Raw genomic sequence first — 13,922 nt, forward strand, 5'->3', positions numbered from 1 at the left:
TCCCAGCTGAGCTCCGGGGGTGGCGGGGTGCCAGGGGAGGGGGTCTTCGGCGGTTTGCCAGCCCCAGGGCTAGGTGCGGCCGTCGGTGGTGTGGCGGGCTCCGCAGCCGTAGCCGTCGCCTTGGGGGCGGAGGGCGTGGCCGGGGAGGGTGGTGGCGTGCCAGTCCGCGGTGCCGGTGTTGACGTCGAGATCGGAGGAGGCGAGGAGGAAGGTGGGGCCGTCGCCGAGGGATTGCTGGGCGAGCGGGGCGTCGTCGCCGAGGCTCCAGACACGGGCCGCCAGCCAGTGCTCGCCGGCCGGCAGTCGCAGGTGGTAGCTCTCGAACGACCAGTGGTCGACCTCACCCCGCGACGGCCCGCGGCCGACGACCTCGCCGTCCACCCACAGCTCGTACCGCTCGTCGGCACTCACCTGTACGACGCCCTCGGCCGCCTCCGCCCACTCGACCCGAAGCCGAAACCCGACGACCTCCGGACCCGCACTCCCGGGCCCGGCGTTGCCGTCCACAGCTCGGATCCAGAGGGCCGGCCAGGCGCCTTGGAAGGGGTTGTCGTCGAGCTGCAGCCAGTCAGTGGTCACCGGTCAATGGTGACAGTGCCCCCGGTCGGAGAGGTAGCCTGATCGAGCTTCCGACGGAGTACGGCTGTGGAGGTGCGAATGCGGCTGGACGGCAAGGTCGTGTTGGTGACCGGTGGGTCGGCGGGGATCGGTGCGGCGGTGGTCGACGGGCTCGCCGCGGCGGGGGCGCGGGTGATCGTCCACGGGCGCGACAAGGACCGGTGTACGGCGGTCGCCGACCGGGTCGGCGGTGCCGTCGTACTCGGGGATCTGGCCATCCCGGGCGCGGCAGGCGGCGTCGCCGAGGAAGCGCTCGCCGTTCACGGGCACGTCGACGTACTGGTGGCGAACGCCGGCGCCGGGTGGGCCGGTCCTTTCACAGACCTGACCAGCAGCGAACTCGACCGCCTGGTCACCCTCGACCTGCTCGCCCCGCTGCACCTGGTTCGTTGCCTTCTGCCACCGATGGTCGAGCGCGGCACCGGCCACATCGCCCTGGTCGGATCGATCGCCGGCCGTACGGCGGTCGCCGGCGAGGCCGTGTACGCCGCCGCCAAGGCCGCCCTCGACATCTTCGCCGAGAGCCTCCGGCTGGAACTTCGTGATACAGGTGTTGGTGTGAGCCTCACCGTCCCCGGCGTCGTGGACACCGGGTTCTTCGCCGCACGCGGTCGCCCGTACGACCGGCAACGTCCGCGCCCGGTCCCTGCCGCCGTGGTCGCACATGCCCTGGTCGATGGCATCACCAACGACCGCCCCGAGACCTGGGTACCGTCCTGGCTGCGGATCGCGCCGGCCGTCCGCGCCCTCGCTCCCGGCCTCTACCGCAACCTTTCGGCCCGGTTCGGTGAGCACGTGTGAACGGGATCGTGGTCCCCTCGGCCGACGCGTTCTTCCTGCACGTCGAAGGTACGGGCGCGGCCCAGCACGTCGGCGGCGTCGTCGTACTCGAACCGACCGACCACCGCCCGTCGATCGAGGACGTACGCGCGCTGGTCGCCGGAGGATTCGCCCAACTGCCGCGGATGCACCAACGCCTCGGCCCGACGTCCAGCTGGCGCCGGATGCGCTGGGTCGAGGCCGACCACGTCGACCTGGACTGGCACGTGATCGAGCACCGGTCCCCGGACGGTTGGTCCGGCTTACTGCGGTACGTCGGCGAGCTGGCGGAGCAGCCGATGCCGCGCGACCGGCCGCTGTGGCGGATCGTGCTGGTTCGCGACATCGGACCGGGCGGCGCGGACGCGCTCGTCGTACTGCTGCACCATTCGATTGCCGACGGCATCGGTGCGGTCCTGCACACGTTCAGCCTGTTCGAGCCCCGCCCGAAGCTGCCGGTGCCGGCAGGCCCGATGCCCGGCCGGCTCACGCGCGCCGCGGCCGTCGCGATGGGCCTCGCGGAGCTCGCCACCGACGGCGTCGCGCGGCCGTTGCCGCCCGGTTCGAAACGCCGCGCGTTCGGCGTCGCCGAGGTCGAGCTGGACGCCGTACGGCGGATCGCCGCGGCCCGGGGCGTCCGCGTGACCGACCTGCTGATCGCCGTACTCGCGGACGGGATCCACGCCGTCTCGACGGGGCTTCCGCCGACGCTGAGGATCTCGGTGTCGACGGTCGTGCGCACCCCGGGCACCGCGGTCGAGGGCAACGCGATCGGCGCGAGCATGGTCCAGGTGCCGGTCGACGGACGCCCGTTCGACGAGCTGCTGGCCGAGGTGTCCGCACGGCGGGAGCGGCTGCGCCGTTCGACCCGAGCGCTGGGCGCGCGCTTCGTGATGGCGACCGGTCTGCGGGTGGTGCCGGAGCCGGCTGTGCGCTGGTTCGCCCAAACTGTCTACGGGCCGAGGTTCCTGCACGGCGTGGTGTCGAACATGCCGGGTCCGAGCGTACCGATGACGTTCCTCGGCGTGCCGCACCACCGGGTGTACCCGATCCTGCCGCTGGCGCCCGGTACGCCGCTCTCCGTCGGCGCCCTGAGCTGGGGAGGCGTGCTCGGGATCGGGCTGGCGACCGACCCGGAGCTGATCGACGCCGCCGCGCTCGCCGACCACGTGAATCGCCTACTACGGTCCGGGCCACTCGAGGGCGAGGAAGAGGCGAGCGCGTGAGTCCGGGTCGTCCAGGCGCTCGCCGTACAGGGTCCTGAGCCGCGCCATCCGGTAGCGCACGGTCTGCGGGTGGATGCTCAGCTCGTGGGCGATCGCCTGCCGGTCGCCGAAGTGCCGCAGCCAGCTGGCGAGGGTCTCGGCGAGCCGTTCGCGGGCGGCGTCGGTCTCGCCTTCGAGCGGCGCGAGCATCTCGTCCCGGAGCGCCGCGACCAGGGCCTCGTCCCGCCAGACGATCAGCGCGTCCAGGTGCTCGTCGGTGAACACGGGGTCGTCGGTCAGTACGCCGGTACTCCGCAACCGGACCGCGATCCGGGCGATCTCCAGGCTGCGTGGCAACTGCGCGACGGTGACGGCGTTCCCGACCACCGCGCCCATCCCGGCGAGCTCCCGGCTGAGCTGCAGCCGGCGGCCCGGCCCGGACGGATCCGGGACGATGGCGCCGACCACGAGGCCGTTGCGCCGGATCGGCAGCGCGCCGGGCTCGAGCCGCGCGACCAGCGTGGTCGCGGCGTGGTGCTCGCCGCTGTAGATCACCACCGCGGCGGTGTCCGGGATCCGCCAGGCGGCCTGCGCGGCGACGGTGCGGATCGCCTCGGTGCTCGCCCGCCCGTCGAGCAGCAGGTTGGCGAGCTCCTCACGCCTGCGCTCCCGGGCCACCGCGTCGCCGATCTGCTCCTGCACGTAGCCGTTCGCGGCCGAGAACGAGAGCTGGTTGACGAAGACGAACACCGAATCCGCCAGCGCCGCGAGGTTGTCCGGTGCGAACTCCAGCCGGAGCGCGGTCGCCGCGACGTGCCGCCAGGCGATCCGGGCGCCGAGCTGGAAAGCGGTCAGCAACCGGGTCAGGTCGTGCCCTTCCCGGAGCTGGCGGCGGCCGATCTCCTCGAACACCGGGCGGACGGCGGCGTCGGCGCGGTCGTGGGTGGGCTGCTCGGGGCTGCGGAGGTTGGCGAGCGACATGTCGAGCAGCCGGTGCACGAACAGCTCGGCCGGTCCCAGCACGGCCGCGCGGTCGGTGTCCAGGAAGGCGGCGTAGTCGGGCCAGTGCTCGACCAGCCGGTCCCGGACCTCGGTGAGCAGATCCGGCAGGTCGTCGAGCAGGGCCTTCTCCAGGCCGGCGCGGTCGAAGGTGGCGATCGTCATGTGCCCTCCGGGACAACTGTAACGCCGTGACAAATTCCGGCTGCCGGAATGTTCTCCAGCGGCGCAGAGTTGGCCGGAAACCGCTTCCGATGATGGAGCTGTGCCTCCAGACGGATTGCAGAGCGAACTCGGCAGGAGGGAACACGGGGAGAACTTCCCTGTTGCGTTGCAGGTCCTTCCCGGTGGACCGCGGGAAGGACTGCATGCCGTCTACGCCTACGCCCGTACGGTCGACGAGCTGGGCGACACCTACGAGGGCGATCGGGCTGCCGCGTTGCAGTCCTTCGCCGCGGACCTGGACCGGATCTGGTCGAGCGGGCAGCCGGTGCATCCGGTCCTGCGCCGGCTGCTCCCGGTCGTCCGCGCCCACGGCCTCCCGGCGGACCCGTTCCACCGGCTGATCCAGGCCAACCTGCAGGACCAGACGGTCACCCGCTACCAGACTTTCGACGACCTGCTCGGCTACTGCCGGCTGTCCGCCGACCCGGTGGGCCGGATGGTGCTGGGTGTCTTCGGCGTCAACGATCCCGAGACCGAGCGATTGTCGGACCTCGTGTGTACGGCGCTGCAGCTGGTCGAGCACTGGCAGGACGTCGGCGAGGACCGCCGGGCCGGGCGCGTCTACCTGCCGCAGGAGGACCTGGCGGCGTACGGCGTACCTGAGAGCGATCTCGACGAGGCCGAGGCGTCGGACGCGCTGCGGCAGCTGATGGCGTTCGAGACCGAGCGGGCCGCGCAGCTCCTCGGCGAAGGGGCCGGGATCGTACGGCGGTTGCGCGGGTGGGCGCGGCTGTCCGTGGCCGGGTTCGTGGCCGGCGGGCAGGCGACGGTGCGGGCGTTACGACGTACCGGCGGTGACGTGCTGGCCCACGAGGCGCGGCCGTCGAAGGTGGAGACGATCCGGCTGCTCGTGAAGGCGGTGGCGTGATGACCGTTGCGGAGGCGTACGACGCGTGCCTGGACATCACCAAGGCGGAGGCGCGCAACTTCTACTACGGCATCCGGCTGCTGCCGACTCCGAAGCGCAATGCGCTGTCGGCGTTGTACGCGCTGGCGCGCCGCATCGACGACATCGGCGACGGCGACCTGCCGCTCGCGGAGAAGCGGACCGCGCTCGCCGAGGTACGCAAGGATCTCGGCCGGCTCGACGACCTGACCGATCCGGTGTACGTCGCGGTGGCCGACGCGGCCCGCCGGTACCCGGTCCCGCTCGGCGCCTTCGAGGAGCTCGTCGCGGGCGTCGAGACCGACCTCGGCGACGTGCGGATCGGCGACTTCGACGAACTGGTCGTGTACTGCCGGCGGGTGGCCGGTTCGGTCGGACGCCTGTGCCTGTCGATCTTCGGTACGGCGGACGCCGACTTCGACACGCTCTCGCAGTACGCCGACCAGCTCGGGATCGCGCTGCAGCAGACCAACATCCTGCGCGACATCCGCGAGGATTTCGGCAACGGGCGGATCTACCTTCCCGCCGATGAGCTGGAGCGGTTCGGCGCGCGGATCGCGCTCGACGAGCACGGCGTCCTCGAAGACCCGCAGGGCCGGCTGGCCGGGTACATCCGGTACGCCGCCGGGCGCGCGCAGGACTGGTACTCGCTCGGCTGGCGGCTGCTGCCGTACCTCGACCGGCGCAGTGGCGCGTCGTGCCGGGCGATGTCCGGGATCTACCACCACCTGCTCCTCCGGATCGGCGCGAACCCGGTACTCGTGTACGACCGGCGGCTGTCGTTGTCGACGGCCGAGAAGGCCCAGGTGGCGCTCACCTCGCTGGCCGGGGTGCGGTCATGAGGCGGGTGGCGGTGGTCGGCGGCGGGCTGGCCGGGATCACGGCGGCGCTGTCGTTGGCCGATGCGGGGTGCGCGGTCGTGCTGCTGGAGGGGCGGCCGAAGCTGGGTGGGCTGACGCATTCGTTCGAGCGGGGCGGGCGGTGGATCGACAACGGGCAGCACGTGTTCCTTCGGTGCTGTACGTCGTACCTGCGGCTGCTGGAGCGCTTGGGGGTGCGGGATCAGGTGCACCTGCAGCGGCGGCTCGACGTACCGGTGTTGAGTGGCCGGCACGCCGGGGTCGGGCGGATTCGGCGGAACGGGATGCCGGCGCCGTTGCACCTCGGCCCCGCGTTGATGTCGTACCGCTGGCTGACAATGGCCGAGCGGATCGCGGCAGTGCGTGGGGCGCTCGCGATGGGACGGGTGGATCGGACGGCGGCGGAGACAGACGCGCAGTCGTTCGGCGCTTGGCTGGCCGCGCACGGGCAGGACGCGCGCGCCGTGGAGGCGTTGTGGGAGCTGATCGGGATCGCGACGCTCAACGCCCGGGCCGACGACGCGTCGCTGGCCGTGGCGGCGACGGTGTTCCAGCTCGGGCTGCTCGAACGCAGCGATGCCGCGGACATCGGCTGGTCGACGGCGCCGTTGCAGCAGTTGCACGGGGACGCCGCGGCCCGAGCGTTGACGGCGGCGGGTGCGGCGGTGCGGTTGCGGGCGCGGGTCCGGTCGCTGGACGCGAAGCAGGACGGCTGGGCGATCGAGGGGGAGACGTACGACGACGTCGTACTCGCGGTGCCGCCGGACGATGCGGCGGGGTTGTTGCCCGACGACGCGGTCGAGCTGCCGGACGGGTGGGCGGCGGCACTCGGCAGTTCGCCGATCGTCAATGCGCATGTGGTGTTCGACCGGGTGGTGCTGGACGAGCCGTTCGTCGCCGGGGTGGACAGCCCGCTGCAGTGGGTGTTCGACCGCGGTGCCGAACCAGGCGGTCAGTACGTCGCGGTCTCGTTGTCCGCGGCCGACACGTTGATCGACGTACCGGTCGCGGACCTCCGTGAACTGTTGGTACCCGCTCTCCGGCAGCTGCTTCCCGCGGCTGCCGACGCGCGTGTGAAGGAGTTCTTCGTGACCCGAGAACGCAATGCGACGTTCCGGCCGGCGCCCGGAACCGGCCGCTTCCGGCCCGGTGCGACGACGAACCGGACCGGCCTGCACCTGGCCGGCGCCTGGACCGCGACCGGCTGGCCCGCCACGATGGAGGGCGCCGTGCGCAGCGGCGAGGCGGCGGCCGCGTCGGTGCTGAACGCCCTGGTGCCGGTTCCGGACGTGGCCTCATGACCGCCGTCGACCCGATGCCCTCGGCAACCAAAGCGCCGGAGCTGCTGGCCCGCGGGCGGGATCTGGTCGAGCCGCCGCTGCGGCACGCGCTGAGCCGGCTCGACGACCACACCCGGCTGATCGCGTCGTACCACTTCGGCTGGTGCGACACCGACGGCCGGCCGATGACCGGCAGCTCCGGCAAGGCGATCAGGCCGGGCCTGACGCTGCTCGTCGCCGAGGCGGTCTGCGGTACGCCGGAACCGGGCATCCCCGGCGGCGTCGCGGTCGAACTGATCCACAACTTCTCGCTGATCCACGACGACCTGATGGACCGCGACGCCCGGCGCCGGCACCGCCGCACCGTCTGGTCGGTCTGGGGCGACGCGACCGCGATCCTGGTCGGGGACGCGCTCGCCTGCCTGGCCGACGAGGTGCTGGACGAGTGCGATTCGCCGTACGCCGCCCGCGCCGGTCACGCGCTCGCGGTGGCGACCCGGGAGCTGATCCGCGGGCAGGTGCTCGACCTCGCGTTCGAGCAGCGCGACGACGTCGGCATGGACGAGTGCGTCGACATGGCACTCGGGAAGACCGGGTCGTTGCTCGGGGCATCGGCCGAACTCGGCGCGATCCTGGCCGGTGCGGACGCGGCGGCGTGCGAGGAGTTCCGGAGCTACGGGCGGGAGCTGGGGCTGGCGTTCCAGCTCGTCGACGACCTGCTCGGGATCTGGGGTGAGCCGGAGAAGACGGGCAAGCCGGTGTTCTCGGATCTGCGGGCGCACAAGAAGACGTTGCCGGTGGTGTGGTCGCTGGAGTACGGCGGGACTTACGGGCAGGAGCTCGCCGACTGGCTGGCGAAGCCCGGCGTACCGTCCGAGGACGACGTGCAGCGGGCCGCCGTTCTCGTCGAACGCGCGGGTGGGCGCGAGTGGGCGCTGGCCGAGGCGGGGGAGCGGGTCCGGAGGGCCGGGCGGGCCTTGTACATGGCGGGAGTCGATGCGGCCGGGCGGGCGCAGTTCGACGAGTTGTCGCGGTTCGTGGCGGAGCGTCAGCTGTGACGGCGTCGCGGGTGGACGCGCCGGTCGACGTCCGGGTGCAGGAGTGCCTGGACGCGGCGGTGGCGTACCTGCGGTCGCTGCAGCACGAGGACGGGTGGTGGAAAGGCGACCTCGCGACGAACGTGACGATGGACGCTGAGGATCTGATGCTGCGGCACTTCCTCGGCGTCGCGACGGCGCGGACCGATGCGGAGACGGCGCGCTGGATCCGGTCGCAGCAGCGTGCGGACGGGACCTGGGCGACGTTCCCGGGCGGGCCCGGTGATTTGTCGACGACGGTCGAGTCGTGGGTCGCGTTGCGGATGGCGGGTGACGATCCGGGAGCGGAGCATCTGGTCCGGGCGGCCGCGTTCATCCGTTCGAGCGGGGGCGTCGAGAAGGCTCGGGTTTTCACGCATATCTGGTTGGCGTTGTTCGGGCTGTGGTCGTGGGACGAGTGCCCGGAGCTGCCGCCGGAGTTGATCTTTCTGCCGAGTTGGGCGCCGTTGAACGTGTACAACTGGGCGTGCTGGGCGCGGCAGACGATCGTGCCGCTGACCATCGTGAGTGCGCATCGGCCGGTGCATCCGGTGGAGTTCACGGTCGAGGGATTGCGGGCCGGTACGCCGCCGGTCGCGCGTCGGCGCTTGTGGACGATGGAGGGGGCGTTTCAGCGGTTGGACGTCGTACTCAATGCCTATACCCGGTGGGGGCCGTTGAAGTCGGTGCGGCGGTTGGCGATGCGGCGGGCGACCGAGTGGATCGTCGCGCGGCAGGAGGCGGACGGCGGGTGGGGTGGGATCCAGCCGCCGTGGGTGTACTCGTTGATCGCGCTGCGGTTGATGGGGTATCCGATCGACCATCCGGTGATGGCGGCCGGGTTGCGCGGGCTCGACGGGTTCACGGTGCACGCGGAGACGGACGACGGGCCGGTGCGGTGGCTCGAGGCGTGCCAGTCGCCGGTGTGGGACACCGGGCTGGCGGTCGGGGCCTTGCTCGACGCCGGCGTACCGGGTGACGACGAAACGGTGCTCAAGGCAACGGATTGGCTGCTCGCGGAGCAGATCGACGCGCCGGGGGACTGGCAGGTACGGCGCCCTGGGCTGGTGAGCGGCGGGTGGGCGTTCGAGTTCGCGAACGACGGGTATCCGGATACCGACGACACCGCGGAGATCGTGCTGGCGTTGCGGCGGGTGGTGCATCCGGAGCCGTCGCGGTTGCGGGCGGCGTTGGACGATGCGGTGGCGTGGACGACCGGGATGCAGTCCGCCGACGGCGGGTGGGGCGCGTTCGATGCGGACAACACGGATACGACGGCGCTGAAGCTGCCGTTCTGCGACTTCGGGGCGGTGATCGATCCGCCGTCGGCCGATGTGACCGCGCATGTGGTGGAGATGCTGGCCGCGGAAGGGCAGACCGAGACGGACGAGTGCCGGCGCGGAGTGCGCTGGCTGCTCGCCGCGCAGGAGGACGACGGGTCATGGTTCGGCCGCTGGGGCACGAACCACGTGTACGGCACGGGGGCCGTCGTCCCGGCGCTGATCGCCGTCGGGGTGCGGGCGGACGATCCCGTCGTACAGCGTGCTGTTCGCTGGCTCGAGGATCATCAGAACGCCGACGGCGGGTGGGGTGAGGACCTGCGGTCGTACGCCGACCCGTCGTGGATCGGCCGAGGTGAGTCCACTCCGTCCCAAACCGCGTGGGCCTTGCTCGCACTGCTGGCTGCGGAGCCTGGTGGCGATGCCGTTCAGCGGGGGCTCTCCTATCTGGTGGAGACGCAGCGGGCGGACGGTGGGTGGGACGAGGACAAGTACACCGGGACGGGCTTCCCGGGCGACTTCTACATCGGCTATCACCTGTATCGCCTGGTCTTCCCGATCTGGGCCTTGGGCCGCTATCTCAGGAGCGCCCGATGACCGTCTACACCCCCTTGTACGCCGAGTGGCTCGCCCTCCGCTCCACCCACCCCACCCGCACCGGCCGCTCCCGCGGCACGCCCCACGAGGGCCCCATCCTCGTCGCCGGAGTAGCGGGCGCACTGGTCGACGGAATCAACCCAGGCGACATCGTCGTAGCCAGCGAAATCCAGCACGCCGAGCGCGCGGACGCCCGCCGCGTTGCGGAGGACGTGGGGCGGGGTGAGGAGAGCGCGGGCGCGCGCTGGGGTGGGCAGGGTGAGGTGGGCGTGCGGTGGGGGCGGACTGTGGCTTGTCATGGGGCGGCTCTTGTCGCGGGGGAGTTGCGGCGGCGGGGGTTTGCCGTGCATGTCGGGCCGATTGTTACTGCCGATCACGTCGTGGACTCGCCGGTGGAGCGGGCTGTGTTGGCGGGGCGGGGGGCTTTGGCGGTGGATACCGAGTCGGGGTTGCTGGCGGGGGATGACGGGCGGGCGGTGGTGGTTCGGGTGGTGGTGGACACGCCTAGCCGGCCGTTGAAGCGGGTCGGGACGTTGGGGCGGGGTGTGCGGGCGCTTCGGGAGTTGCGGCGTACGGCGGAGACGATCAACGCGTGGAGCGCCGCAACCGCCGAGCGGGAGGTGCTGCTGGCCACGCCGCGGTCGTTCTGTGCGGGCGTCGAACGGGCGATCGAGACGGTCGAGCAGGCGCTGGAGCGGTTCGGCGCGCCGGTGTACGTACGTCGTCAGATCGTCCACAACCGCCACGTCGTCGCCGACCTCGAACGCCGCGGCGCGATCTTCGTCGAGGAAGTCGACGAGGTCCCCGAGCACGGCGTCCTCGTCCTCGCCGCACACGGAGTCGCCCCGACCGTGCGCACCGAGGCAGCCAACCGCCACCTCCGCGTCATCGACGCCACCTGCCCCTTGGTCGCCAAGGTCCACCAGGAGGTACGCCGGTACGCCGCCACCGACAACACCGTCGTACTCATCGGCCACGCCGACCACGAGGAGGTCGTCGGCACCACCGGCGAGGCCCCGGACCACGTACTCGTCGTGTCCAACCCGACCGAGGCCGCGACGATCGACGTACCGGACCCGACCCGCATCGCCTACGCAATGCAGACAACGCTCGCCGTCGAAGAAGCCGCCGAAACCGCAGCCGTCCTCCGCCAACGCTTCCCCGCCCTCAAAGGCCCCCGCACAGACGACATCTGCTACGCCACCAGCAACCGCCAGGCCGGTGTCCGCGCCATCGCCCGCCGCTCCGACCTGGTGATCGTGGTCGGCTCGCAGAACTCCTCCAACTCCCACCGCCTGGTCGAAGTCGCCGAGGCCGCCGGCACCCCTGCCGTCCTCGTCGACGACGCCGGCGACCTTCCCCTCGACCGCCTCGCCGGCGCCAGGACCATCGGAATCACCGCCGGCGCCTCGGCCCCGCCGGCCCTCGTCGACGACCTCGTCCGCTGCCTGTCCGGCCTCGGCCCGATCACGGTGACCGAGGTCGGCGAGCTGACCGAGGACGTCCGCTTCGTGCTACCGAAAGAGGTGACCCACCCGTGAGCATGCCGTTGCGGCAGTCCGTCCGGCTGGGCGGATATCTGATGATGCAGAAGCTCCGGCACCGGGAGAAGTTCCCGATCCTGCTGGAGCTGGAGCCGCTGTACGCCTGCAACCTGAAATGCGCGGGCTGCGGCAAGATCCAGCAGACCCACGACTGGCTGAAACAGCGGATGCCCGTCGAGCAGGCGATCGCGGCGGTCGAGGAGTGCGGCGCGCCGATGGTGTCGATCGCCGGCGGCGAACCCCTGATGCACAAGGAGATCGACGAGATCGTCCGGCAGTTGCTCGCGCGGAACAAGATCGTGTTCCTGTGCACCAACGCCGTACTGCTGCCGAAACACCTGCACAAGTTCACGCCGCACAAGAACTTCGCGTGGATGGTGCACATCGACGGTCTCCGGGAGCGGCACGACCAGTCGGTCTGCAAGGACGGCGTGTTCGACGAGGCCGTGGCCGCGATCAAGCAGGCGCAGGCGGCCGGCTTCCGGGTGATGACCAACACCACGTTCTTCGACACCGACAGCCCGCAGGACGTCATCGACGTACTCGACTACCTGAACGACGACCTGCACGTGGACAACATGCAGATCTCGCCGGGGTTCGCGTACGAGAAGGCGCCCGACCAGGAGCATTGGCTCGGGCCGGAGGAGACGCGGCAGCTGTTCCGGAAGGCGTTCGGCGACGGGCGCCGGAAGAAGTGGCGGCTGAACCATTCGCCGCTGTTCCTCGACTTCCTGGAGGGCAAGGTCGACTTCGACTGCACGGCCTGGGCGATCCCGTTGTACTCGCTCAAGGGTTGGCAGCGGCCCTGCTACCTGATGGACGACGGGTACGTCGCGACGTACCAGCAGCTGCTCGACGAGACCGACTGGTCCACCTACGGCCGCGGCAAGGACCCGCGGTGCGCGAACTGCATGGCGCACTGCGGCTACGAACCGACCGCGGTGGTCGCGACCCTGGGCTCGCTGCGGGAATCGTTGCGCGCGGCGATCAGCTGACCTCGAGAGGTGACAGGGGGCTCCTGTCAGGTCACGCCTTGTGCAGCGAGTAGCCTTGGCGGTTGGACTGACGGACGGCGTGGGCGGGTACAGGGACGGATGTTGATCGGGGAGCGGTACCGGCTGGGCGCGTCGCTGGGGCGTGGCGGCATGGGCGAGGTGTTCCGGGCGACCGACGAGTTGCTCGGGCGCGAGGTCGCGGTGAAGCTGATGCTGCGGTCCGGCGACGACACCGCGGCCGCCGAACGGTTCCAGCGCGAGGCCCGGGCGGCGGCCCGGCTGAGCGACGCGCACATCGTCGCGGTCTACGACTTCGGGCAGTACGACGACAACTTCTACCTCGTGATGGAACTCGTCGAGGGTCGCTCGGTCGCGGGCGAGATCGACGAGGACGGCCCGGTCCCGTGGGACCGCGCGATCGACCTCGTCGAGCAGGCCGCGGCCGGTCTCGCGGCGGCGCACGCGGAGAACGTCGTGCACCGCGACATCAAGCCGAGCAACCTGATGATCTCCGCCGAGGGTGTCGTGAAGGTCGCGGACTTCGGGATCGCGGCCCTGCCCGGCAGCGAGACCAGCGAGCTGACGATGACCGGGCAGATCATCGGCAGCCCGCTGTACCTGTCGCCGGAGCGCGCGCGGGGCCAGAAGGGCGGGCCGGAGTCGGACGTGTACGCACTGGGCTGTGTGCTATACCAGCTGCTCACGGGCCGTCCGCCGTTCATGGGCGACCACCCGACCGCGCTGCTGTTCCAGCACGTCGACACCGAACCGGTCCCACCGAGCCGGCTCCGCCCGGAACTCGGCGGCCCGTACGAGGGCCTGCTGCTCCGGATGCTCGCCAAGGACCCGGCCGACCGGCCGACCGCCGCGGAACTCACCTCGATCCGCAAGGTCGCCGCACGCTACCCCGCCCTGACCCAGCCGACCCAGCCGGTCGGTCAGTCGGCACAGTCCACCCAGCCGATCGCCCAGTCCTCGGTCACTCGACCCACTGCGGCGCCTACCCGCGAGCCCCGGAAGCCGTTGCTGATCGCCGCCGTCGCCGTACTCGCCCTGGGCGGCGCTGTCGCGGCCGGCATCGTGCTGCACAACACCGGCGACAAGAACCCGCCGACCGTCGACGTCGGCCCCCAGCCGAGCACCACCGGCACTCCGACCACCACGCCCACGACCGACCCGACCCGGTCCGACGGCGCCACCAACGCCACCCGCCGTACGACGGACACGCCGTCGGCGACCTCGTCGACGCCGAGCACGACTCCGTCGAACACTCCGTCCACGCCGACGACCACACCGACGACGCCCAGCTCGACGCCGACGAAGACCACGCCGACACCGACCCCCACGCCGACGAAGACGACCACGTCGACCACCCCGTCGAACACCCCGACCTCGACGCCACCCGGCAGCACGCCGCCTCCCACCACCTCGACGACCCCGCCCCCGTCGAACACGCCCACGCCGTAGCCGGTACGTCGGACCCGTCCGGGCCTGTTGTCAACCGGAGGCGGCCGGTGCGCGTCATCTACCCGAGGTTC

12 protein-coding genes are annotated in these 13,922 nt (G+C 71.4%); 10 read left to right on the forward strand and 2 right to left on the reverse strand.

Translation table 11 applies throughout. The features are described 5' to 3' along the window. Positions 1-69 precede the first annotated feature (69 nt). Positions 70-579 carry a hypothetical protein gene (locus ACFV9C_RS33925; RefSeq protein ID WP_380199994.1) on the reverse strand — a complete coding sequence of 170 codons (510 nt, stop codon included), beginning with the start codon at positions 577-579 and terminating at the stop codon, positions 70-72. A 66-nt stretch (positions 580-645) separates the two neighbouring features. Here ACFV9C_RS33925 and ACFV9C_RS33930 point away from each other — a divergent pair, with 66 nt between their 5' ends. Further along, positions 646-1,419, forward strand: a complete 774-nt coding sequence (locus ACFV9C_RS33930) for an SDR family NAD(P)-dependent oxidoreductase (protein WP_380199996.1) — start codon at positions 646-648, stop codon at positions 1,417-1,419. After that, positions 1,416-2,663, forward strand: coding sequence for a wax ester/triacylglycerol synthase domain-containing protein (locus tag ACFV9C_RS33935; RefSeq protein ID WP_380199999.1), 1,248 nt, complete (start codon positions 1,416-1,418; stop codon positions 2,661-2,663). The genes ACFV9C_RS33930 and ACFV9C_RS33935 overlap by 4 nt, the downstream gene beginning before the upstream one ends. Here ACFV9C_RS33935 and ACFV9C_RS33940 read toward each other — a convergent pair. Next, the gene (locus ACFV9C_RS33940; protein ID WP_380200001.1) at positions 2,619-3,806 is read right to left on the reverse strand and encodes a PucR family transcriptional regulator; all 1,188 of its coding nucleotides are present in this window, start codon (positions 3,804-3,806) and stop codon (positions 2,619-2,621) included. The two genes, ACFV9C_RS33935 and ACFV9C_RS33940, sit on opposite strands and share 45 nt — an antisense overlap. A gap of 100 nt (positions 3,807-3,906) precedes the next feature. Here ACFV9C_RS33940 and hpnC point away from each other — a divergent pair, with 100 nt between their 5' ends. From hpnC to ACFV9C_RS33980, 8 genes are all read left to right on the forward strand, one after another. Further along, on the forward strand, positions 3,907-4,734 hold the full coding sequence (hpnC, locus tag ACFV9C_RS33945) for a squalene synthase HpnC (protein WP_380200003.1): 828 nt from the start codon (positions 3,907-3,909) through the stop codon (positions 4,732-4,734). After that, positions 4,734-5,594 (forward strand): presqualene diphosphate synthase HpnD, encoded by an 861-nt coding sequence (gene hpnD, locus ACFV9C_RS33950; RefSeq protein WP_380200005.1) that lies wholly within the window; start codon positions 4,734-4,736, stop codon positions 5,592-5,594. Before hpnC ends, hpnD begins: the two co-directional genes overlap by 1 nt. Next, positions 5,591-6,913 carry a hydroxysqualene dehydroxylase HpnE gene (gene hpnE, locus ACFV9C_RS33955; RefSeq protein ID WP_380200007.1) on the forward strand — a complete coding sequence of 441 codons (1,323 nt, stop codon included), beginning with the start codon at positions 5,591-5,593 and terminating at the stop codon, positions 6,911-6,913. Before hpnD ends, hpnE begins: the two co-directional genes overlap by 4 nt. After that, positions 6,910-7,950: a polyprenyl synthetase family protein gene (locus ACFV9C_RS33960; RefSeq protein ID WP_380200009.1), complete on the forward strand. Its 1,041-nt coding sequence runs from the start codon at positions 6,910-6,912 to the stop codon at positions 7,948-7,950. The genes hpnE and ACFV9C_RS33960 overlap by 4 nt, the downstream gene beginning before the upstream one ends. Continuing rightward, the gene (gene shc, locus ACFV9C_RS33965; protein ID WP_380200012.1) at positions 7,947-9,845 is read left to right on the forward strand and encodes a squalene--hopene cyclase; all 1,899 of its coding nucleotides are present in this window, start codon (positions 7,947-7,949) and stop codon (positions 9,843-9,845) included. Before ACFV9C_RS33960 ends, shc begins: the two co-directional genes overlap by 4 nt. Continuing rightward, complete coding sequence (ispH, locus tag ACFV9C_RS33970) at positions 9,842-11,386, forward strand: 4-hydroxy-3-methylbut-2-enyl diphosphate reductase (RefSeq protein ID WP_380200015.1); 1,545 nt, start codon at positions 9,842-9,844, stop codon at positions 11,384-11,386. Before shc ends, ispH begins: the two co-directional genes overlap by 4 nt. Before the next feature lie 2 nt (positions 11,387-11,388). Beyond that, positions 11,389-12,384: an adenosyl-hopene transferase HpnH gene (gene hpnH, locus ACFV9C_RS33975; RefSeq protein WP_380200066.1), complete on the forward strand. Its 996-nt coding sequence runs from the start codon at positions 11,389-11,391 to the stop codon at positions 12,382-12,384. A gap of 99 nt (positions 12,385-12,483) precedes the next feature. Beyond that, a complete protein-coding gene (locus ACFV9C_RS33980) occupies positions 12,484-13,851 on the forward strand; it encodes a protein kinase (protein WP_380200017.1) in 1,368 nt (455 codons plus the stop codon). Positions 13,852-13,922: the final 71 nt, after the last annotated feature.

It is taken from the genome of Kribbella sp. NPDC059898 (assembly GCF_042730855.1).
Lineage (GTDB): Bacteria > Actinomycetota > Actinomycetes > Propionibacteriales > Kribbellaceae > Kribbella.

Excerpts from the sequence above, each read along its gene's own strand:
- ispH (WP_380200015.1), top strand. The coding sequence starts at position 9,842 with ATGACCGTCTACACCCCCTTGTACGCCGAGTGGCTCGCCCTCCGCTCC.
- hpnD (WP_380200005.1), top strand. The coding sequence starts at position 4,734 with ATGACCGTTGCGGAGGCGTACGACGCGTGCCTGGACATCACCAAGGCG.
- ACFV9C_RS33980 (WP_380200017.1), top strand. The coding sequence starts at position 12,484 with ATGTTGATCGGGGAGCGGTACCGGCTGGGCGCGTCGCTGGGGCGTGGC.
- hpnE (WP_380200007.1), top strand. The coding sequence starts at position 5,591 with ATGAGGCGGGTGGCGGTGGTCGGCGGCGGGCTGGCCGGGATCACGGCG.
- ACFV9C_RS33960 (WP_380200009.1), top strand. The coding sequence starts at position 6,910 with ATGACCGCCGTCGACCCGATGCCCTCGGCAACCAAAGCGCCGGAGCTG.
- hpnH (WP_380200066.1), top strand. The coding sequence starts at position 11,389 with ATGCCGTTGCGGCAGTCCGTCCGGCTGGGCGGATATCTGATGATGCAG.
- ACFV9C_RS33940 (WP_380200001.1), bottom strand. The coding sequence starts at position 3,806 with ATGACGATCGCCACCTTCGACCGCGCCGGCCTGGAGAAGGCCCTGCTC.